This window comes from Streptomyces sp. 142MFCol3.1 (genome assembly GCF_000424945.1).
Classification (GTDB): domain Bacteria; phylum Actinomycetota; class Actinomycetes; order Streptomycetales; family Streptomycetaceae; genus Streptomyces; species Streptomyces siamensis.
Genome location: NZ_AUKV01000012.1, coordinates 62068 through 84841, shown reverse-complemented (window position 1 = coordinate 84841; position 22774 = coordinate 62068). Strand labels below are relative to the sequence as shown.

Sequence of the window (22774 nt, the reverse complement as noted above, 5' to 3'; positions counted from 1 at the left end):
GGTCCGCACGCCCGCCGAGGGGAACCGTCATGGCACCAGAACCACCGCTGCTCACCATGTCCGGCATCACCAAGTCGTTCCCCGGAGTCCGGGCCCTCGACGGAGTCGACCTCGACGTCCAGGCCGGCGAAGTGCACTGCCTGCTCGGCCAGAACGGTGCCGGGAAGTCCACGCTCATCAAGGTGCTGGCAGGCGCCCACCAGCCCGACGACGGCACCATCGGCTGGCGCGGCGCACCCGTCACCCTCAAGTCCCCGATCGCGGCCATGCGCCTCGGCATCGCCACCATCTACCAGGAACTCGACCTGGTGGAAGGCCTGTCGGTGGCCGAGAACGTCCACCTCGGACACGAACCCACCAGCGCCGGCTTCGTCGTACGGGGAAAGGCGGCGCGGACGTCGACGGCCGCACTGCTCAGGCGACTCGGCCACCCGGAGATCGATCCGGGGCGGCTGGTCGGCGAGTTGTCGGCGGCACAGCAGCAGATCGTCTCCATGGCGCGGGCCCTGTCCCACGACGTACGGCTCATCGTCATGGACGAACCGTCCGCCGCGCTCGACCCCGACGAGGTCGACAACCTCTTCCGCATCGTCGGCGACCTGACCGCGGAAGGCGTCGCCGTCGTCTACATCTCGCACCGCCTGGAGGAGATCCGCCGCATCGGCGACCGCGTGACCGTCCTGAAGGACGGGCGTGCCGTGGCCGGCGGACTGCCCGCCAAGTCGACCCCGACCAGTGAGGTCGTGGCCCTGATGACGGGCCGCAACGTCGAGTACGTCTTCCCCGACCGGCCCTCCACGCGGCCCCCGGGCGACCCCGTCCTCGCGGTCCAAGGGCTGGCCCGCGAAGGGGAGTTCGAGTCACTCGACCTCGATCTGCGCCCCGGCGAGATCGTCGGCCTGGCCGGCCTCGTCGGCTCCGGACGCTCCGAGATCCTGGAGACGATCTACGGCGCCCGCAAGCCGACGGCCGGCCGGATCAGCGTCGACGGACGGCCCCTGCGCCCCGGCAGCGTGCGCGCGGCCGTCCGGGCCGGACTCGGTCTCGCCCCCGAGGAGCGCAAGGCACAGGCCCTGCTGATGCTGGAGTCCGTCACCCGCAACGTCTCGGTCTCCTCGATGTCCCGCTTCGCACACGGCGGCTGGATCGACCGGCGTGCCGAGCGCGGCGCGGCCCGGGCGGCGACCCGTGAACTGTCGCTGCGCCCCGACAACCCCTCGGTGCCGGTACGGACCCTCTCGGGCGGCAACCAGCAGAAGGCGGTCCTGGCGCGCTGGCTGCTGCGCGGCTGCCGAGTGCTGCTGCTGGACGAACCCACCCGGGGAGTCGACGTCGGAGCCCGCGCCGAGCTGTACGCCGTCATCCGCCGGCTCGCCGACGAAGGCCTCGCCGTCCTGCTGGTCTCCAGCGAAGTACCCGAGGTCCTGGGACTCGCCGACCGTGTGCTGGTGCTCCGCGAGGGACGCGTCGTGCACACGGCGCCCGCCCAGGAGCTCGACGAACACCGCGTACTCGACCTCGTCATGGAAGGGACATCATGACGCAGCCCGCGTCACCGCCCCGGCCCGGTGAAACCCTGAAGACATCGCCGCCGGACGGCATCGCATCATGGCGGACCCTCGCGGCCCGCGCCGACGTCCGCACCCTCTCGCTCCTCGGCGTGCTCGCCGCCCTGATCGTCATCGGCGGCATCACGAAGCCCGACGAGTTCCTCGACACCCGCAATCTCCAGCTCGTCCTCACCCAGGCCTCCGTGATCGGCGTCGTCACCGTCGGCATGACCTTCGTGATCACCTCCGGCGGCATCGACCTGTCGGTCGGCGCGATCGTCGCGCTCTCCTCGGTCTGGGCGACGACCGTCGCCACCCAGGAGTACGGTTTCGCCGGCGTCCTGTTCACCGCGGTGCTCGTCGGCGTCGGCTGCGGTCTGGTCAACGGACTGCTCATCGCCTACGGCGCGATGGTTCCCTTCATCGCGACGCTCGCCATGCTCGCCTCGGCACGCGGTCTGGCCCTCCAGATCACGGACGGCAAGACGCAGATCGTCACCATCGACGGGATCCTGAAACTCGGCGAGCGCGACTCGTACGTGCTCGGCATACCTCCGCTGGTGCTGGTCTTCGCCGTGGTCACCGTCATCGGCTGGCTGATCCTCAACCGCACCACCTTCGGGCGCCGCACGGTCGCCGTCGGCGGCAACGCGGAGGCGGCACGGCTCGCCGGCATCGACGTACGACGCCAGCGCCTGTACCTCTACCTGCTGTCCGGACTGTGCTGCGGCATCGCCGCGTTCCTGCTGATCATCCTGTCCGGATCCGGCCAGAACACCAACGGCAACCTCTACGAACTCGACGCCATCGCGGCCGCGATCATCGGCGGCACGCTGCTGAGCGGAGGCCGAGGCACCATCACCGGCTCCGTGCTCGGCGTGCTGATCTTCACGACGATCACCAACATCTTCGCGCTGAACAACCTCCAGAGCGACGTCCAGCAGATCGCCAAGGGCGCGATCATCGTCGCCGCGGTCCTGGTCCAGCGGCGCACAGCCAGCACGACCTGACACGAGAAGGGTCCACCGCCATGCCAGAACCCACCCGGCACACCAGCCGCAGAGGACTTCTCTTCGGGACCGCCGCCGCCTCGGCCGGTGCCCTCCTCGTCGGTTGCACCAGCAACGACACCAAGGACGAGAAGCCCGCCGCGAACAGCCAGCCGGCCGCCGACGACAAGCCCGGCAAGCACGTCACCATCGGCTTCGCCGGCCCGCAGGCCGACCACGGCTGGCTCAACGCCATCAACGACAACGCCAAGAGCCGGGCGAAGAAGTACTCGGACGTCACCCTGGAGATCACCGAGGGCTCCAACGACACCGCCGCGCAGATCGGGCAGATCGAGACACTGATCAACAAAAAGGTCGACGTCCTGGTCGTCCTGCCCGCCGACGGCAAGGCCCTCACCCAGGTCGGCCTCAAGGCGATGCGGGCGGGCATCCCCGTCATCAACCTCGACCGGATCTTCAACTCCCCGCAGGCGTACCGCTGCTGGATCGGCGGCGACAACTACGGCATGGGCCTCAACGCCGGCCACTACATCGGCGAGAAGCTCAAGGACAAGAAGGACGCCCGCGTCATCGAGCTCGCCGGGCTCGACAACCTGGAACTGACCAAGCAGCGCACCCAGGGCTTCGACGCCGCCCTCAAGAACTACCCGAACATCAAGAAGGTCGCCCGGCAGGCCGCCGAGTTCACCGTCGAGTCCGGGCAGGCCAAGATGGCCCAGCTCCTCCAGGCCCAGTCCAAGTTCGACGCCCTGTGGAACCACGACGACGACCAGGGCGTGGGCGCACTGCGCGCCATCAAGCAGGCCGGACGCGACGACTTCCTCATGGTCGGCGGAGCCGGGGCGCTCTCCGCCTTCCAGGCCATCGACGCGGACAACAGCGTGCTGAAGGCCACCGTCCTGTACCCGCCGACCATGGCCGCCTCCGCGATCGACCTCGCCCGCGCGCTCGGCCAGGCCAAGGGCATCGGCGGCCTCGCCGAGTTCGAGATCCCCGCCTCGCTCACGCTCTACTCGGCCGTCGTCGACAAGGACAACGTCGAGCAGTACATGGCCACCGGCTTCAAGTGAGGCGCCCCGCACCACGGGCCCGGCCCCCGGGCCGGGCCCCCACCCCCCACCGCGCCACGACGACGAGGAGGACATCCGCATGGGACAGCCGCACGAGCCCGACGAGGCAGGCACCGGGTCCGGAAAACCGGCCCTGGGCGTCGGCATGGTCGGATACGCGTTCATGGGCGCAGCCCACTCACAGGGCTGGCGCACCGTGGGCCGTGTCTTCGACCTGCCGCGCCGCCCGGTCCTCGCCGCCGTGTGCGGCCGTGACGGGCAGGCCGTGCGGGCCATGGCGGACCGGCACGGCTGGGCGGCGGCCGAGACCGACTGGCGCGCCCTGATCGCCCGTGACGACGTAGACCTCGTCGACATCTGCACCCCCGGCGACAGCCACGCCGAGATCGCCGTCGCCGCACTCGCCGCCGGCAAGCACGTGCTCTGCGAGAAGCCCCTCGCCAACACCGTCGAGGAGGCCGAGACGATGGCCGCCGCCGCGGCCGAGGCCCGCGAGCGCGGCCAGATGTCCATGGTCGGCTTCAACTACCGCCGGGTGCCAGCCACTTCGCTGGCCCGCTCCATGGTCGCCGAGGGACGGCTCGGCGCCCTGCGGCACGTCCGGGTGACGTACCTTCAGGACTGGCTCGTGGACCCGGAGTTCCCGCTCACCTGGCGACTGCGCAAGGAGTACGCCGGTTCGGGGGCGCTCGGCGACCTGGGCGCGCACATCGTGGACCTCGCCCAGTACCTCGCGGGGGAGCCGCTCGTCGGGGTCTCCGCGCTCACCGAGACCTTCGTACGGCAGCGGCCGCTGCCGGTCGCGGCGTCGAGCGGACTGGCCGCCGTGACGGAGACGGGCGGCGTGGGCACCGTCACCGTCGACGACGCCGCCCTGTTCACCGCGCGCTTCGCCTCCGGCGCCCTCGCCTCCTTCGAGGCGTCCCGCTTCGCCACCGGGCGCAAGAACTCCCTGCGCATCGAACTCAACGGGGAGCACGGCTCCTTGGCCTTCGATCTGGAACGGCTCAACGAACTCTCGTACCACGACCACACCGAACCCGGCACCCACGCGGGCTTCCGCCGCATCCTCGTCACCGAACCCGAACACCCCTACCTGGACGCCTGGTGGCCGCCCGGTCACGGTCTCGGCTACGAGCACACGTTCGTGCACCAGGCCCGCGACCTCGTGCACGCCATCGCCGCGGGCCGTCCCCCGGTCCCGTCCTTCGCCGACGGGCTGCAGGTGCAGCGCGTGCTCGCGGCGGTGGAGGAGAGCGCCGAGAAGAACTCCGTCTACACATCCATCGCGGTCTGAGGAGGCCCCCGGTCATGCCGCGCACGTTCACGCTCTTCACCGGTCAGTGGGCGGACCTGCCGCTCGAAGAAGTCTGCCGACTCGCCCGCGACTTCGGCTACGACGGTCTCGAACTCGCCTGCTGGGGAGATCACTTCGAGGTGGACAAGGCCCTCACGGACCCGGCGTACATCGACTCCCGGCACGCGCTCCTCGACAAGTACGGCCTGAAGTGCTGGGCGGTCTCCAACCACCTCGTCGGCCAGGCCGTCTGCGACGCCATCATCGACGAACGCCACCAGGCCATCCTGCCCGCCCGGATCTGGGGCGACGGTGAACCCGAGGGCGTGCGGCAGCGGGCCGCGGCCGAGATGGCCGACACCGCCCGGGCGGCCTCCGCCTTCGGCGTCGACACCGTGATCGGCTTCACCGGCTCCGCGATCTGGCACCTCGTCGCCATGTTCCCGCCCGCACCCGAGTCGATGATCGAGCGCGGCTACGAGGACTTCGCGGCCCGCTGGAACCCCATCCTCGACGTGTTCGACGCACAGGGCGTGCGCTTCGCGCACGAGGTCCACCCCAGCGAGATCGCCTACGACTACTGGACCACCCACAAGGCCCTGGCCGCCGTCGGCAACCGGCCGGCCTTCGGCCTGAACTTCGACCCGTCCCACTTCGTGTGGCAGGACCTCGACCCGGTCGGCTTCCTCTACGACTTCCGCGACCGGATCTACCACGTCGACTGCAAGGAGGCCCGCAAACGGCTCGACGGACGCAACGGCCGGCTCGGCTCGCACCTGCCGTGGGGAGACCCGAGGCGCGGCTGGGACTTCGTCTCCGCCGGGCACGGGGACGTCCCCTGGGAGGACGTCTTCCGGATGCTGCGCTCCATCGACTACACCGGCCCCGTCTCGGTCGAGTGGGAGGACGCCGGAATGGACCGGCTCCAGGGCGCACCCGAAGCCCTGGCCCGCCTCAAGGCGTACGACTTCGAGCCGCCGTCGGCCTCGTTCGACGCGGCGTTCGGCGGCAACGACTAGCCGCGCCGGCCCGCGCGGGGCCGCTACGACCAGGCCGCGTCCGCCCGCCACGGGCAGACGTGACCGGTTCGCACCGGCCCGCGGCGGACCGCTGTGAGCGACCAGGCCGCACCGGCCCACGACGGAAGGTGTGACCAGGCCGCACCGGCCCACGGTGGGAGGTGTGACCAGGCCGCACCGGCCCACCACGGGCAGGCCCGGCCGATCGCACCGGCCCGCGCGGACCGGGAAGAGCAGGCTCGTCCCCGGGGCCGGACCGGCCGGGGACGACCAGGACTTCCGGCCCGAACGGGCCGGAGCGAACGGCCGCACCGGCCCCGCGCGGACCGGAGAAGAGCAGACCGTTCTGGCCCCGCGAGGGACCGGAACGCCAGGCCCGACCCGGACCCCGACGGACCGGCGACCGGCCGACCGGCCCCGCACGGGGCCGCCCAGAGAGTTCCGGGGTGACGGCGCACCCCGGCGTCCCGCACACACCCGTACGACCGGCCCCTTCATGGAGGCATTTCGTGCACCCGAACGTCCGAAACAGGAAGAACACACGCACCAGAGCGAACGAGAGCCACTCAAGGCGTCCCAGACTGCGCGGGACGCTCGCCCTGCTGAGCGGCGCGCTCCTCGCCGCCGCCTCCCTCACACTCACGACACCCCCGGCCGGCGCAGCCGTCGCCGACGCGGGGACCGCCGCCGAGGACTTCCAGCAAGTCACCCTCGCCAAGGGCGAGCCCGAGGTCGGCGAACCGATGTCCCTCGCCGTCCTCCCGGACCGCTCCGTCCTGCACACCTCGCGCGACGGCGAACTCCGCCTCACCGACGCGGCGGGCAACACGAAGATCGCGGGCAAGCTCGACGTGTACACCCACGACGAGGAAGGCCTCCAGGGCGTCGGTATCGACCCCGGCTTCAGCGACAACCGCTTCATCTACCTCTACTACGCCCCGCCGCTGGACACTCCCGCGGGCGACGCCCCGGAGAACGGCACGGCCGCGGACTTCGCCCCCTTCGACGGCGTCAACCGCCTCTCGCGCTTCGTCCTCAAGACCGACGGAACCCTCGACGCGGCCAGCGAGAAGAAGATCCTCGACGTCCAGACCTCCCGCGGCATCTGCTGTCACGTCGGCGGCGACATCGACTTCGACGCGGCCGGCAACCTCTATCTGTCGACCGGCGACGATTCCAACCCCTTCCAGTCGGACGGCTTCACGCCCATCGACGAGCGTGCCGACCGCAACCCGGCGTTCGACGCCCAGCGCTCGGCCGGCAACACCAATGACCTGCGCGGCAAGATCCTGCGCATCAAGGTGAACGCCGACGGCTCCTACTCCATCCCCGAGGGCAATCTCTTCGCCCCGGGCACGGACAGGACGCGCCCCGAGATCTACGCGATGGGCTTCCGCAACCCGTTCCGCTTCAGCGTCGACAAGAAGACGGGCATCGTCTACGTCGGCGACTACGGCCCGGACGCCGGCGCGGCCGACCCGGCGCGCGGCCCCGGCGGACAGGTCGAGTTCGCGAGGGTCACCGAGGCCGGCAACTTCGGCTGGCCCTACTGCACCGGCAAGAACGACGCCTACGTCGACTACGACTTCGGGACCAAGGCCTCCGGCGCGACGTTCGACTGCGCCGCACCGAAGAACAACTCGCCCCACAACACCGGCCTCACCGACCTGCCCCCGGCGCAGCCCGCCTGGATCCCGTACGACGGCGCGTCCGTCCCGGAGTTCGGCAGCGGCTCGGAGTCCCCGATGGGCGGCCCGGTCTACCACTACGACGCCTCGCTCGACTCGCCCGTGAAGTTCCCCGAGGCCTACGACGGCAACTTCTTCGCCGGAGAGTTCGGCCGCCGCTGGATCAAGCGGATCGTCGAGGACGGCAGCGGCACCGTGCAGTCCATCAACTCCGTCCCGTGGACCGGCACCCAGGTGATGGACATGGCGTTCGGACCCGACGGCGCCCTGTACGTCCTGGACTACGGCACCGCCTGGTTCGGCGGCGACGAGAACTCGGGCCTCTACCGAATAGAGAACGCCACCGACGGACACTCACCCGTGGCGCAGGCCGCGGCCGACCGCACCTCCGGCCAGGCCAAGCTCAAGGTGAGCTTCTCCTCGGCCGGTTCGACCGACGCCGACGGCGACGCCCTGACCTACAGCTGGGACTTCGGCGACGGCGGCAAGTCCACCGCCGCGAACCCGACGCACAAGTACACGAAGAACGGCACCTACACGGCGACCGTGACCGCCAAGGACCCGGGCGGACGTACCGGAAGCGCGAGCGTGCAGATCGTCGTCGGCAACACCGCGCCCAAGGTGACGGTGGAACTGCCCCGCGACGGCCAGCTGTTCAGCTTCGGCGACCCCGTGCCGTTCAAGGTGAAGGTCACCGACCCCGAGGACGGCACCACGATCGACTGCTCGAAGGTGAAGGTCACCTTCATCCTCGGCCACGACAGCCACGGCCACCCGCTCACCTCGGCGAACGGCTGCTCCGGCACCCTCCAGACCAGCGCCGACGGCGGCCATGACGACGACGCCAACATCTTCGGAGTCCTCGACGCCGAGTACACCGACGGCGGAGGCGGCGGCCAGGCCCCGCTGACCACCCACGACCGCAACGTGCTCCAGCCCAGGCACCGTCAGGCCGAGCACTACAACGACTTCTCCGGTGTCACCCTCCAGTCGAAGACCAGCGCCCACGGCGGCCGCACGGTCGGCGACATAAACAACGGCGACTGGATCTCCTTCACCCCGTACGTCCTCGACAACGCCGCCAAGATCACGGCACGTGTCTCGTCCGCCGGATCCGGCGGCACCCTGCAGGTCCGCGCGGGCTCCCCGACCGGCCGGCTCCTGGGCAGCGCGACCGTGCCCGTGACCGGCAGCTGGGACACCTTCCAGGACGTCACCGCGAACCTCGCGGGCGCACCGCGCGGCACGACCACGCTGTACCTCGTCTTCAAGGGGAGCGGCACCGGCGCGCTCTACGACGTGGACGACTTCACCTTCACGACGAGCTGACGGAAGGGGTGACGTTCATGCGCGCATCCGCACGGATGCTGACCGCGGGCGCCGCCGCAGCCCTGCTGATCGGCTGTGTGTCGGGACCCGCCGCGTCCAAGGGCGCGGACGGGAAACGAGTCCTCGTCTTCTCCAAGACGGCGGGCTTCCGGCACGACTCGATCCCCGAGGGGATCGCGGCCGTACGCGAACTGGGCACGGAGGGCGGCTTCGCCGTCGACGCCACCGAGGACGCGGGAGCCTTCACTACCCGCAACCTCGCCCGGTACGACGCCGTGGTGTTCCTGTCCACCACGGGTGACGTCCTCGACGGCCCCCAGCAGAGCGCCTTCGAGAAGTACATCAAGAAGGGTGGCGGCTACGTGGGCATCCACGCGGCCGCCGACACCGAGTACGACTGGGCCTTCTACGGCGGCCTCGCCGGCGCCTACTTCCAGTCGCACCCGGCGATCCAGCCGGCGACGGTGAACGTCGAGGACCGGGCACACCCGGCCACCTCGGAGCTGCCGCGGGCCTGGGACCGCACCGACGAGTGGTACAACTACCGCTCGGATCCGCGCGATCGGGCGCACGTCCTGGCCTCGCTCGACGAGTCGTCGTACACCGGCGGCACGATGAACGGCGACCATCCGATCGCCTGGTGCCAGGAGTACCAGGGCGGCCGCGCCTTCTACACCGGCGGCGGTCACACCAAGGAGTCGTACGCCGAACCCGCCTTCCGCCACCACCTGCTGGGCGGAATCCGCTACGCCATCGGCGCCGCGCAGGCCGACTGCCGTCCGGAGAACGGCTACCGGCCGCTCTTCGACGGCACGGCCGACTCCCTGTCGTCGTGGAGACAGGCGGGACCGGGCTCCTTCTCCCTCTCGGACGACGGCACGCTCACGTCGTCCGGTGGGCTGGGGATGCTCTGGTACGCCGGGTCCGCGTTCCGGTCCTACTCGCTGAAGCTGGACTGGAAGGTGGCCGGGGACGACAACTCCGGTGTCTTCGTGGGCTTCCCCGCCTCCGACGACCCGTGGTCTGCCGTCGACAACGGCTACGAGGTCCAGATCGACGCGACCGACGCTCCCGACCGCACCACCGGGGCTGTGTACAGCTTCCAGTCCGCCGATCTCGGCAAGCGCGACCGTGCGCTGAACCCGCCGGGGGAGTGGAACACGTACGAGATCCGCGTCGAGGGCGAACGGCTCCGGGTCTGGCTCAACGGCGTCAAGATCAACGATTTCACCAACACCGATCCCGTACGGAGCCTGCGAGACGGACACGTCGGCATCCAGAACCACGGAGCCGACGACCAGGTGTCCTTCCGTGACGTACGGATCAAGGAACTGCCCACGAAGTCCCCCGCACAAGGGGCTTCACCGGGCGACTGAGCGGCGGCGGGCGGGAGACGCCGTACTCCCGCCCGCCGTCCCCCATCCGCACCTACCGGTCCTCCCGGCCCTGTCCGTCCCCGGGATCTCCGGCTTCTTCCGGCTGACGTACGACAAGGAGGCTGCCCATGTCCGTGTCCCTTTCCGCCCCACGGGTGGGGGTGTGGCTGGTCGGAGCTCGCGGCTCCGTCGCCACCACCGTCATCGCGGGCTGCGCCGCCGTGACCGCCGGCCTGCACGCCCCCACGGGCATGGTCACCGAGACCGACGTCTTCACCGGCAGCGGCCTGGCCGCCCTGTCGTCCCTGGTCTTCGGCGGCCACGACACGGTGGACTGTCCGCTCCCGAAGCGGGCGGAGGTCCTCGCCGCCGGAGGTGTGCTCCCGCACGGCCTGCCCGCGGCGATCGCCGCCGAACTGGAGGCCGCCGACCGGGAGATCCGCCCGGGCGGCCCCACCCCCGGTGACACCCGCGCACCGGACGAGCTCATCGACGCCTTCGCCACGGACATGCGGGACTTCGTCCGCCGCCGCGGCCTGGACCGGGCGGTCGTGGTGAACGTGGCCTCCACGGAGCCCGCCCGGCCGGGTGCCATGCCGCCGAGCTCGCTGTACGCGGCGGCAGCCCTGCGGGCCGGCTGCCCGTATGTGAACTTCACCCCCTCCACCGGCCTGCACCACCCGGCGCTGACGGCGCCGGCCGAGTCCAGCGGACTGCCGTACGCGGGCCGTGACGGCAAGACCGGCCAGACGCTGCTGCGCTCGGTGCTCGGCCCGATGTTCGCCCAGCGCGCGCTGTCGGTCCGCGCCTGGTCCGGCACGAACCTCCTGGGCGGAGGCGACGGAGCGGCCCTCGCCGACCCGGCCGCCGCCGCCGCGAAGAACGCCGGCAAGGAGCGGGTGCTCGCGGACACCCTCGGCGCGGCCCCCGCCGGCGAGACCCACATCGACGACGTCCCCGTCCTCGGTGACTGGAAGACAGCCTGGGACCACATCGCTTTCGACGGCTTCCTCGGCACCCGGATGGTCCTCCAGACCACCTGGCAGGGCTGCGACTCGGCGCTCGCGGCGCCCCTGGTCCTCGACCTGGCCCGTATCACGGCCCGCGCGCACGAGGCCGGCCTCTCCGGTCCGCTGAGCGAACTCGGCTTCTACTTCAAGGACCCGGTCGGTGACGGCCCTTCGTCCCTGGGCGAGCAGTACGCGGCCCTTGCCGGCCTCGCAACCCGCCTCCGTCCGCTCTCCGAGGAGACCCGGTGAACCTCCGCGCACTCGGAACACGACGCTCGCCCCGACGCCATCCGTCGGCCGGGAGCGAGGGTCCTCGGTCGGGCGAGGAGGCTCAGCGGGGCGAAGGAGCCCGGCCGGCCGAGTACAGCCGGGCGGCAGGCGACGGCCCACCGGAACAGGGGTCCCGGTCGGCAGGCGAGTCGCCGTCGGCAGGTGAGTCCGGGACGGGAGAGGCGTCCCGGTCGGCTGGCGGGTCCCGGTCGGGAGAGGCGTCCCGGTCGGCGGGCGGGTCCCGGTCGGCCGGGCGCAGCCGCTCGGCTGGGGACGACCGAGGGGCAGGAGTCGGCCGACGGGCAGGAGACGGCCGAGGCGCAGGAGTCGGCCGAGAGGCAGGTGCGGGCACGTGGCCCGGCGGAACCCGGTCGAGAGGGCCCGCCAAGGTGCGGCCGAGCAGGCGCGCGCGAGTGCGTGCCTGGGCCGAACTGCTGCGCCTGCCCGCCCTGTTCACGGTCCCCGGTGACGCCCTCGCGGGCGCCGCTGCCATCGGCGCCCGCCCGAACTCCCGCACCCTGCTCGCCATCGGCTCCTCGGTCTGCCTGTACGAGGCGGGCATGGCCCTCAACGACTGGGCCGACCGTGCCGAGGACGCCGTGGAACGCCCGCACCGCCCGCTGCCCTCCGGCCGCGTACGCCCGGCCGCGGCACTCGCGGCGGCGGGAGCCCTGACGGCCGCGGGCCTCGCCCTGGCGTCCCGCGCGGGCCGTCCCTCCCTCGCGGTCGCCGCTCCGCTCGCGGCCACCGTCTGGGCCTACGACCTCTTCCTCAAACACACCCCCGCCGGGCCTGCCGCGATGGCCGCCGCCCGCGGACTGGACGTCCTCCTCGGGGCGTCGGCCACCGCCGGACCGACCGGACCCGCCGGACTGACCGGCCCCGCTGGACGAACCGGACTGACCGGGCCCGCTGGACGAACCGGACTGACCGGGCCCGCTGGACGAACCGGACTGACCGTGCTGGCTGGACTGAGGCAACTGGCCGGATCAGCCGGGCTAGCCGGGTCAGCCGGGTCAGCCGGGTCAGCCGGATCAGCCGGGCCAGCCGGACGAACCGGACCGTCCGGTCCCGTCGGCCCAGCCGACCGCGGGGGCCGTGGAGGCCCCCCGCCCGGCCGGACGGCCCGCGTCACGCACGGCGCCGGCGACCGCCACGCCACCGCGGCCCGGCGCGCCGTCCCCTCCGCCCTCGCCCTGGCCACGCACACGCTCGCCGTGACGACGGTGTCCCGCGGGGAGACACAAGGCGGCTCGCCGGTGGCACCGCTGGCCGCGCTGGCCACGACGGGCGCGCTGGCCTGGAGCCTGACGAGCCGCCCGGCTCCCGGTGCGGGACGGGCAGGCAGTGGCCAGGATCCGGCGGGGTCGACGCCTTCGCCCCCAGGAGCTGTGTCCGCCCCGACGGACACCCTGCGCACGGCCCTCGCCCTCGCCTACGCGGCGACGTCGGCCCGTCCCCTCTTCCACGCCGCCCTGAACCCTTCACCCCCGCTCGTCCAACGAGCCGTCGGCGGGGGCATCCGCGCCATGATCCCGCTTCAGGCCACCCTCGCCGCCCGCGCGGGCGCGCCCGTCACCGCTCTGCTGACCGCCGCCCTCGCACCGGCGGCCCGCAGGTTCGCGAGGAAGGTGAGCGTCACATGACATCGAGCCCCGGCCCGGCCGACACCCCCGCCGCCCCTGCCCTCCGCTTCGGCTACGGCACCAACGGCCTCGCCGACCTCCGTCTCGACGACGCCCTCGCACTCCTCGCCGACCTGGGCTACGACGGCGTGGGCCTGACCCTCGACCACATGCACCTCGACCCGCTCGCCCCGGACCTGGCCGCCCGCACGGCGCGCGTGGCCCGCACCCTCGCGGCGCGCGGTCTGTCCGTCACCGTGGAGACCGGCGCGCGCTACGTCCTCGACCCACGGCGCAAACACGGACCCTCGCTCCTCGACCCGGACCCGGGCGACCGGGCGCGCCGGGTCGACCTGCTCCTCCGGGCGGTGCGCGTCGCCGCGGACCTCGGCGCCCACGCCGTGCACTGCTTCAGCGGCATCACCCCGTCCGGCACGGACGAGGAGACCGCCTGGAAGCGTCTCGCCGAGGCGCTCGCACCCGTCGTCGAGACGGCCACCCGCGCGGGCGTTCCGCTCGCCGTCGAACCCGAACCCGGCCATCTGCTCTCCTCCCTCGCCGACTTCCACCGGCTGCGTGAGGCGCTCGGCGACCCGGCCGCCCTCGGACTCACCCTCGACATCGGCCACTGCCAGTGCCTCGAACCCCTCCCACCCGCCGACTGCGTGCGCGCCGCCGCCCCGTGGCTGCGCCACGTCCAGATCGAGGACATGCGCCGCGGCATCCATGAACACCTCCCCTTCGGCGACGGGGAGATCGACTTCCCGCCCGTGCTCGAAGCACTGGCCGCCACCGGCTACCGGGCCCTGACCGTCGTCGAACTGCCCCGCCACTCCCACGCGGGCCCGCACTTCGCCGCACAGTCCCTCCCGTTCCTCCACCGCGCGGCCCGGGCGATCCCCGAGAGCCCCGAAGGGAGAACCCCGTGAACCACCCGAACCGCAACCAGGACGGCCGGCCCGGCCCGCACGCCCAGGACGCCCGCCCGGGGCGAGGTGCCCCCGCCGCTCTGACGGCCCTGCACGCCCGCCTCGACAGCCGCCTGCGCCCGGACGCCCGCGCCTGGTTCGACCGCGCCCTCGCCGAAGCCGCGGACCACCCCGGCACCCACGGCCCCATCTCCACCTGGGAGCTGCGGATAGCGGAGGCCGGACGCCGGTGCGGGCCCGAGCACTCGGACGACGCCCGCGTGCTCCTGCTGTACGCGGCCCGCGCCGACCCGGACGCCCTCACGCGCGTCTACCGGCAGGGCACCGCCGCCGAACGCCTCGCCGTCCTGCACGTGCTGCCCCATCTGGTGGACGGCCCCGACGCGCTGCCGCTCGTCGAGGACGCCCTGCGTACCAACGACACCCGGCTGCTCGCGGCGGCCGTCGGTCCGTACGCCGCCCGGCACCTGCCCGCACACCACTGGCGCCACGCCGTCCTCAAGTGCCTGTTCACCGGCGTACCCGTCGACGAGGTCGCGGACCTGCCCCGGCGTGCCCGCGCCGACGCCGAACTGGCCCGCATGCTCGGCGACTACGCCGACGAACGCACCGCCGCGGGCCGTCCCGTGCCCGAAGACCTGTACCGCGTCCTGGCCCTGACCGAGCCCACGGCAACCCCCACCGGCACGTCCCGAGGCCCCGGCGCCTCCGGTGCGGCCGACACGTCCGGCAAGGAGTCCTGATGCGCATCTTCGACCCCCATATCCACATGACGTCACGGACCACCGACGACTACGAGGCGATGCACGCGGCGGGTGTCCGCGCCGTGGTCGAGCCCGCCTTCTGGCTCGGCCAGCCCCGCACCTCACCGGCCTCCTTCCTCGACTACTTCGACTCGCTCCTCGGCTGGGAGCCCTTCCGCGCTGCGCAGTACGGCATCGCCCATCACTGCACCATCGCCCTCAACCCCAAAGAGGCGAACGACCCCCGCTGCGTCCCCGTCCTCGACGAACTGCCCCGGTATCTCGTCAAGGACCAGGTCGTGGCCGTGGGCGAGATCGGCTACGACTCGATGACCCCGGCGGAGGACACCGCGCTCGCGGCACAGCTCCAGCTCGCCGCCGACCACGAGCTGCCCGCACTCGTCCACACCCCGCACCGCGACAAGCTGGCCGGCCTGCGCCGCACCCTGGACGCCGTCCGCGAGTCCGCCCTGCCGGTGGACCGGGTCCTCGTCGACCACCTCAACGAGACCACCGTCAAGGAGGCCAAGGACAGCGGCTGCTGGCTGGGCTTCTCCGTCTATCCCGACACCAAGATGGACGAGGAACGGATGGTCGCCGTCCTGCGCGCCTACGGCCCGGAGAAGGTGCTCGTCAACTCGGCCGCGGACTGGGGGAGAAGCGACCCCCTCAAGACCCGCCGGGTCGGCGAGGCCCTGCTGCGGGCCGGATTCGACGACGACGACGTGGATCGCGTGCTGTGGCGCAACCCGGTCGCCTTCTACGGGCTCAGCCGGCGGCTGTCCCTCGACGTGACCGCCGCGGAAGCCACCCACGAAGGCAACTCCATCCTCCGCGGCGGGGAGTGACCGATGCGCTTCCGCCACCCGGACGGCTCCACCGTCCACCTCGCCTACTGCACCAACGTCCACCCCGCCGAAACCCTCGACGGCGTCCTCACGCAGCTGCGCGACCACTGCGAACCGGTGCGCCGCCGCCTGGGCCGGGACCGACTCGGCATCGGCCTGTGGCTGGCCAGGGACGCCGCCCGCACCCTGGTCACCGACCCGTCCGCACTGCGCGGCCTGCGCACCGAACTCGACCGCCGAGGCCTCGAGGTCGTCACCCTCAACGGCTTCCCGTACGAGGGCTTCGGCGCCGAAGAGGTCAAGTACCGCGTCTACCGGCCGGACTGGGCCGACCCCGAACGCCTCGTCCACACCACCGACCTGGCCCGCGTCCTCGCCCAGCTGCTGCCCGACGACGTCACCGAGGGCAGCGTCTCCACCCTGCCGCTCGCCTGGCGCACCGTGTACGACGACGACCGCGCGCAGGCCGCCCGCACCGCGCTCACCACGCTCGCCGAACGCCTCGACGCGCTGCACGAACTCACCGGCCGGTCCATCCGCGTCGGCCTGGAGCCCGAGCCGGGCTGCACCGTCGAGACCACCGCCGACGCCGTGGCTCCGCTCAGCGCGATCGGCCACGACCGCATCGGCATCTGCGTCGACACCTGCCACCTCGCCACCTCCTTCGAAGACCCGGACACCGCTCTGGACACGCTCGCCCGAGCCGGCGTCCGCGTCGTCAAGTCCCAGCTCTCGGCCGCCCTGCACGCCGAACATCCCCACCTCCCCGAAGTCCGCAAGGCCCTCGCCGCCTTCGACGAACCCCGCTTCCTGCACCAGACCCGCACCCGGACCGCGGCCGGCCTGCGCGGCACCGACGACCTCGGAGAAGCCCTGACGGGCGAGGCCCTGCCCGACGCCGCCCCCTGGCGCGCCCACTTCCACGTCCCGCTGCACGCGGACCCCGCCGCACCCCTCACCTCCACCCTCCCCGTGCTCCGGGCCGCGCTGACCCGCCTCGTCGGCGGCCCGCACCCGCTCACCCACCACCTGGAGGTCGAGACCTACACCTGGCAGGCTCTCCCGCCCGAGCTGCGGCCCCGTGCCCGCGCCCAGCTCGCCGACGGCATCGCCGCCGAACTCACCCTCGCCCGGGACCTGTTGACGGACCTCGGCCTCAAGGAGCTGCCGTGACCCAGCCGCCGGTACCGACACCGCAGCCCGAGCACGTGGCCGAGCAGCCCCGTCCCACCCCCCTGCTCGTCCTCGACGTCGTGGGCCTCACCCCCCGACTTCTCGACCACATGCCGCACCTCAAGGCCCTCGGCCGGTCCGGCTCCCGCGCCCACCTGGGCACCGTGCTGCCCGCCGTGACCTGCGCGGCCCAGTCCACCTTCCTCACCGGCGCCCATCCCAGCGAGCACGGCATCGTCGGCAACGGCTGGTACTTCCGCGAACTCGGCGACGTACTCCTGTGGCGCCAGCACAACGGCCTGGTCTCCGGGGACAAGCTGTGGGACGCCGCCCGGCGCGCACACCCCGGCTACACCGTCGCCAACATCTGCTGGTGGTACGCCATGGGCGCCGACACCGACATCACCATCACCCCCCGACCCGTCTACTACGCCGACGGCCGCAAGGAACCCGACTGCTACACCCGGCCGCCCGCCCTGCACGACGAACTCACCGAACGACTGGGCACGTTCCCCCTCTTCCACTTCTGGGGACCCGGCGCCGACCTCGTCTCCAGTCGCTGGATCATCGACGCGACCCGCCACGTCAACCGCACCCGGCGGCCGGACCTGACCTTGTGCTACCTCCCTCATCTCGACTACGACCTGCAACGCTTCGGACCCGACGACCCGCGCTCCCTGAAGGCGGCCGCCGACCTCGACGCGGCCGTGGCACCCCTGCTCGACGACGCGAGGGCCGAGGGCCGCACCGTCGTCGCGCTCTCCGAGTACGGGATCACACGCGCGGACCGCCCCGTCGACATCAACCGCGCCCTGCGCCGGGCAGGGCTCCTCGAAGTGCACACCCAGGACGGCATGGAGTACCTCGACCCGATGGCCTCCCGTGCCTTCGCGGTCGCCGACCACCAGATCGCCCATGTCTATGTGCGGCGCCCCGAGGACCTGGAGGCCACGAAGGCGGCCCTGGACGGTCTGCCGGGCATCGAGCGACTCCTCGACGACGAGGGCAAGAAGGCCCACCACCTCGACCATCCGCGCTCCGGGGAACTCGTCGCCGTCGCGGAGCCGGACGCCTGGTTCACGTACTACTACTGGCTCGACGACGCCCGCGCGCCCGACTTCGCGCAGCTCGTCGAGATCCACCGCAAACCCGGTTACGACCCGGTCGAGCTCTTCATGGATCCACTCGACCCCTACGTCAAGGTGAAGGCGGCCACGGCGCTGGCACGCAAGAAGCTCGGCATGCGCTACCGCATGGCGGTCGTGCCGCTGGACCCCTCACCTATTCGCGGCAGCCACGGCCGCCTTCCCCCGAGCGACGACGAAGGTCCGCTCATCCTCTGCTCCACCCCCCGCGCAGTCACCGGCCGCGTCGCGGCCACCGAAGTGAAATCCCTGCTGCTCGACCTGGCCGGCCTCACCTGACGAGGCCTCACGAGCCGTGACGAGCAACTACGGAAAGTGAACCACGCGCCACTGACAACGTGTCCCGCACAGCCCTTGACGCACGACCGCCGTGCGTCAGGGACGTCCTGCCCGCGGAACGCGGCGCTCACGCGCACGAGCAGCAGAGCTCCGGCACCCGACCCAGCTGAACACCGACCCGAAAGAGAGACACCGTGACCGCGTTCAACGACGAATCCGGAACCGGCGAGGCCCTGCGCCGCACCCTCGGCGTCAGCCGTCGCCGCTTCCTCAGCACCTGCACCGCCGCCGCGACCGCGGCGATCGCCGCCCCCGTCCTCGGCGCCTCGCCCGCCCTCGCCCAGGAGCGGAGCAGAGGCGGAGACCACGGCGGCGACGTCCTCGTGCCCGCGAACAAGCGGGGCATCATCCTCTACACCGTCCGTGACGCGACGGGCCGTGACCCGCTCTCCACCGACCTGCCCTCGGGCTTCCGCGAGGTCTTCGCGCAGCTCTCACGCTTCGGCTACCGGCAGGTGGAGTTCGCCGGATACGGCCAGCACGCCAACGCCCCCGGCGGAGCCAACCTCGAATCCGTGGAGGGCGCGAAGCTGCTGCGCTCCTGGCTCGACGAGTACGGGCTGCGGGCCCAGGGCAACCACGGCTTCATACCGTCGTCCTGGCCCTTCACCACGCCCGACCTGGACACCTTCAAGAAGCATCTGGAAATCGCCAACATCCTCGGCATGGACCACATGGGCACCGGCGGCGACCCCACCGGCAGCGCCTACCGCGCCGACTGGGACGTGGCCGCGGACAAGTGGAACGCGCTCGGCGAGATCGCCCGTCGCGCCGGCATCAAGCTGTACACCCACAACCACGACGCGGCCTACGGCTTCCTGCTCGACGGGGGCCCGCTGGACGCCCAGGGCCGCCCGACCCGCAGTTCCGGCATCCGCAAGCTGGAGTACTTCCTGAAGGTCACCGACCCGAAGGTGGTCTGGCTGGAGATGGACATCTTCTGGGCGCACGTGGCCCAGTACAAGTTCCACACGTACACCGCCCACGACGGCTCCGCCCGGGAGCAGGTCTTCGACCCGGCGGGACTCGTCGTGCGCAACAACAAGCGCTACCCGCTCTTCCACGCGAAGGACGGCACGGTCAACACCACGAACGGCATGGGATACGACATGGTGCCCTTCGGCACCGGCGTCATCGACTACACCACGTTCTTCTCGCGCGTCGGGGCCCGCAACTACCACAACCCGATGGTCGAGCAGGACAACGCCCCGAGCGGCACCGACCCGGCCCAGTCGCTGAACCACGCGAAGATCGGATACGACAACATCGCGGCCCTGCGCAAGTGCCGCTGACGCACCGGCGTCCAGGCGACGGGCGCCACTGAGCCAGGAGCAGTGCATCAGGCGGCCCTCCCCACTACGCACCATGTGGGGAGGGCCGCCTGATCGGTACTCAACGCCGTGCTCGTCCCCCGCCCGCCGGCGAGGCCGGCCGGGAGACGGTCCGTCAGCCCGCCGGCTGCGGTGCCGGCGTCAGGACGTCGCTGTCGCGTCCTGGCTGCCTCAGCAGCAGCGCGATCGCCGCCGCCACCATGGAGACGCCGCCGGCCAGCGCGTACGCGCCGTTGTAGCCCCAGGCGGCGACCACCATCGAGCCGAGCCCGCCGCCGAACAGGCCGCTGATCAGCTTGCCGCTGTACACCAGCCCGTAGTTGGTGGCGTTGTAGTTCTCGCCGAAGTAGTCCGGAGTCAGCGCCGCGAACATCGGGTAGAAGGCGCCGCCGCCGAAACCGGAGAGGAAGGCGAAGAACAGGAACAGCCACTCGCTCTTGATGTCGCCCGCCCAGATCACTCCGAACTGCGCGAGCCCCAGGACCACGATGACGAACACCAGGGTCATCTTGCGGCCCCAGGTGTCGGACAACCAGCCCACGACGGCCCGCCCGATGCCGTTGATGACGGCCATGATGCCCATGGAGGACGCCGCCACCAGCGGACCGAAGCCGACCTCCTTGGCGAAGTCGACCTGGAAGGAGATCCCGAAGATCGACACGCCGGCGGTCATGACGAGGGTGATCCACATCAAGGGGAGCACTCCCGACCTGATGGCCTCCTTGGGTGTGTACTGCTTCACCGCGGGAGGGTTCTTGGCCAGGCCGGCGGCCGATTTGGCGTCGCCGCCGTGGGTCAGCGGGTCGATGTCGGCGGGCCACCAGTTCTTCGGCGGGTCCTTGAAGAAGAACGCGCAGGACAGCACGACGATCATCACGTAGCACCCGATGAGGTCCAGGACGCGGTGGTAGTTCCCCGTGTCGAACGCGTAGTTGAAGATGAAGATGAAGGGCAGGGAGCCGTAGGCGAATCCGCCGTTGACGAACCCTGTCCTGGCGCCCCGGCGCTCCGGGAACCACTTGCCGACCATGTTGATGCAGGTCGCGTAGACGAGGCCGGAGCCGATGCCACCGATGACACCGAAGCCGAGGATCGCCAGGAGGACGTTGCTCAGGTGCGAGAGGGCGAGGAAGCCGATCACGCACATGCCCGCGCCGAGGTACATCGCCTTGCGGGCGGTGAGGATCCCCTTCTCCCGCATCCAGCCCGCCGGGAAGGCCACGCCCGCCTGGAAGAAGACCCAGACGCTGAGGATCCAGAAGGTGTTGCTCTGCGTCCAGCCGTGCGCGTGGGACAGGGTGTCCTCGGCGGAGCCGTACGCGTACTCGAAGACGCTGATGGCCATCATGGCGACCCACGGGAGATACACCATGAACTTGCGAGAGTGTCCGAGGATGTCCCGGTCCGTCTCGCCGATCCGGTAGACGCGGCCCCGGGCGTCGGTGACCTCGCGGTAGGAGCGGTTCGAGGCGCCGGCGCCGGCCGGTGAGCCCTGTGCGGCGATGCGTTCCGTCGTCATGTCACGCCATCTCCTCGCCGAGCGGTTGCGGGTTGGGGACGATGCCGCGGGCCCTGGGCCGGCCTGGGGCCTTCAGGAAGAGCGCCAGCACGGCGGAGGCCAGGCCGATGGAGCCCGCGAGCACGAACGCGCCGTGGTAGTCCCAGGCGCCCACGACGACCGCGCCCATGCCCGAGCCGACGAGGCCCGAGATCAGCTTCGAGCTGTAGACCATGCCGTAGTTGGAGGCGTTGTTGTTCTCGCCGAAGTAGTCCGCCGTCATGGCCGCGAACAGCGGGAAGATCGCCCCGCCGCCGAAGCCGGAGACCATGGAGCAGAACAGGAAGAACGGCATGCTGCCCATCTGGCCGGAGACGAGCACACCGAACTGCGCGGAGCCGAGGACCAGACACACGATGATCAGTGTGTTGCGGCGCCCGAAGCGGTCGGAGATCCAGCCGATCACGCCGCGGCCGGTTCCGTTGACGATGGCCTTCAGGGACATCGCCGTGGCGACGATCCCTCCGGCGAAACCCATGTCCTTCCCGAACGGCACCTGGAAGGCGATGCCGAAGATGTTGATCCCCGCGGTGCACAGCAGACAGAACCACATCATCCACAGAACGGGGGTACGGGCGGCCTCCCTCGGGGTGTACTGCTTGACGGCCGGCGGGTTCTTCTCCAGTGCCCGCCGGATCTTCGGGTCGTCGGACGCCTTGAGCGGGTCCACGTGCGGCGGCCACCATCCCTTGGGCGGATCCTTGAAGAACCAGCCCGCGAAGGCGACCACGGCGCAGCAGATCAGGCCGACCGAGACGAGGACGCCCTGGTAGTTGCTGAGGTCCATGTAGGAGGTGAACAGGAAGACGAACGGCACCGAGCCGTAGGCGAAACCCCCGTTGACCAGGCCGGTCTTGCCGCCCTTGCGCTCCGGGTACCACTTGCCGACCATGTTCACGCAGGTCGCGTAGACGAAGCCGGCGCCGATGCCGCTGAACATGCCGAAGCCGAGGTAGGCGACGGTGACATGCGGTGCGAACGCGAGCGAGAGATATCCCAGGATCGTGCCGAACGCGCCGAGGAACATGGCGTACCGCGCGGGCAGCCGCCCGCTCTCGCGCAGTTGCCCGGCGGGGAAGGCGACGGCGGCCTGGAAGAAGACCCAGACGCCCATCAGCCAGAAGATGTGCCCACTGCTCCACAGATGGGCGTCGTGCAGGGTGTCCTCGGCGGATGTGAACGCGTACTCCGAGGAACTGATGCCCAGCATCCCCATCCAGGGGAAGAGCACCATGGTCCAGCGTGGTCGCCCCATGATGTCGCGGTCGGTCTCACCGATGCGGTAGAGGCGGCCGTTGCGATCCGTCACCTCCCTGTAGGGGACGGACGTGGAAAGGTCGGTGGTGGTCATGTCGGATCAGCACCCCTTGCGTCGAAAGATCTGGCCAGCGCCCCCTGTCCAAATGCCTTTCGTGTGCGCACGGGTCCTGGGGGCGGCCGACGCGCACCGTCGACCGCCCCCGC

17 protein-coding genes are annotated in these 22774 nt (G+C 71.4%); 15 read left to right on the top strand and 2 right to left on the bottom strand.

Annotated elements, in window-relative coordinates; genetic code table 11:
• The first annotated feature begins 29 nt into the window (after positions 1-29).
• The 15 genes from H305_RS0119065 (at position 30) to H305_RS0118995 (ending at position 19713) form a co-directional block, all read left to right on the top strand.
• Entirely contained in the window at positions 30-1541 is a 1512-nt protein-coding gene (locus tag H305_RS0119065; RefSeq protein WP_028801783.1) for a sugar ABC transporter ATP-binding protein, read from the top strand.
• The gene (locus tag H305_RS0119060) at positions 1538-2560 is read left to right on the top strand and encodes an ABC transporter permease (protein WP_028801782.1); all 1023 of its coding nucleotides are present in this window, start codon (positions 1538-1540) and stop codon (positions 2558-2560) included. Before H305_RS0119065 ends, H305_RS0119060 begins: the two co-directional genes overlap by 4 nt.
• Before the next feature lie 20 nt (positions 2561-2580).
• Entirely contained in the window at positions 2581-3630 is a 1050-nt protein-coding gene (locus H305_RS0119055; RefSeq protein WP_028801781.1) for a substrate-binding domain-containing protein, read from the top strand.
• Positions 3631-3709: 79 nt separating this feature from the next.
• On the top strand, positions 3710-4927 hold the full coding sequence (locus H305_RS0119050; protein ID WP_028801780.1) for a Gfo/Idh/MocA family protein: 1218 nt from the start codon (positions 3710-3712) through the stop codon (positions 4925-4927).
• Positions 4928-4941: 14 nt separating this feature from the next.
• On the top strand, positions 4942-5946 hold the full coding sequence (locus H305_RS0119045; protein WP_028801779.1) for a sugar phosphate isomerase/epimerase family protein: 1005 nt from the start codon (positions 4942-4944) through the stop codon (positions 5944-5946).
• A 509-nt stretch (positions 5947-6455) separates the two neighbouring features.
• Positions 6456-8963 (top strand): PQQ-dependent sugar dehydrogenase, encoded by a 2508-nt coding sequence (locus tag H305_RS0119040; protein WP_028801778.1) that lies wholly within the window; start codon positions 6456-6458, stop codon positions 8961-8963.
• A gap of 17 nt (positions 8964-8980) precedes the next feature.
• Positions 8981-10339: a ThuA domain-containing protein gene (locus H305_RS0119035; protein ID WP_028801777.1), complete on the top strand. Its 1359-nt coding sequence runs from the start codon at positions 8981-8983 to the stop codon at positions 10337-10339.
• 128 nt (positions 10340-10467) lie between these two features.
• The gene (locus tag H305_RS46430) at positions 10468-11598 is read left to right on the top strand and encodes an inositol-3-phosphate synthase (RefSeq protein WP_051370735.1); all 1131 of its coding nucleotides are present in this window, start codon (positions 10468-10470) and stop codon (positions 11596-11598) included.
• A gap of 434 nt (positions 11599-12032) precedes the next feature.
• A complete protein-coding gene (locus tag H305_RS0119025; protein ID WP_037764522.1) occupies positions 12033-13265 on the top strand; it encodes a UbiA family prenyltransferase in 1233 nt (410 codons plus the stop codon).
• Entirely contained in the window at positions 13262-14173 is a 912-nt protein-coding gene (locus tag H305_RS0119020; protein WP_028801775.1) for a sugar phosphate isomerase/epimerase family protein, read from the top strand. Before H305_RS0119025 ends, H305_RS0119020 begins: the two co-directional genes overlap by 4 nt.
• Entirely contained in the window at positions 14170-14916 is a 747-nt protein-coding gene (locus H305_RS46425) for an EboA domain-containing protein (protein ID WP_051370733.1), read from the top strand. Before H305_RS0119020 ends, H305_RS46425 begins: the two co-directional genes overlap by 4 nt.
• Positions 14916-15764, top strand: coding sequence for a TatD family hydrolase (locus tag H305_RS0119010; RefSeq protein ID WP_028801774.1), 849 nt, complete (start codon positions 14916-14918; stop codon positions 15762-15764). The genes H305_RS46425 and H305_RS0119010 overlap by 1 nt, the downstream gene beginning before the upstream one ends.
• Before the next feature lie 3 nt (positions 15765-15767).
• Positions 15768-16937 (top strand): metabolite traffic protein EboE, encoded by a 1170-nt coding sequence (gene eboE, locus H305_RS0119005; protein WP_028801773.1) that lies wholly within the window; start codon positions 15768-15770, stop codon positions 16935-16937.
• On the top strand, positions 16934-18361 hold the full coding sequence (locus H305_RS0119000) for a nucleotide pyrophosphatase/phosphodiesterase family protein (RefSeq protein ID WP_234020959.1): 1428 nt from the start codon (positions 16934-16936) through the stop codon (positions 18359-18361). Before eboE ends, H305_RS0119000 begins: the two co-directional genes overlap by 4 nt.
• A gap of 194 nt (positions 18362-18555) precedes the next feature.
• Complete coding sequence (locus H305_RS0118995) at positions 18556-19713, top strand: sugar phosphate isomerase/epimerase family protein (protein ID WP_028801771.1); 1158 nt, start codon at positions 18556-18558, stop codon at positions 19711-19713.
• A gap of 154 nt (positions 19714-19867) precedes the next feature.
• On the opposite strand, the gene H305_RS0118990 is transcribed toward H305_RS0118995, so the two are convergent.
• The gene (locus H305_RS0118990) at positions 19868-21271 is read right to left on the bottom strand and encodes an OFA family MFS transporter (RefSeq protein WP_028801770.1); all 1404 of its coding nucleotides are present in this window, start codon (positions 21269-21271) and stop codon (positions 19868-19870) included.
• 1 nt (position 21272) lies between these two features.
• Complete coding sequence (locus tag H305_RS0118985; protein ID WP_028801769.1) at positions 21273-22661, bottom strand: OFA family MFS transporter; 1389 nt, start codon at positions 22659-22661, stop codon at positions 21273-21275.
• Positions 22662-22774 lie beyond the last annotated feature (113 nt).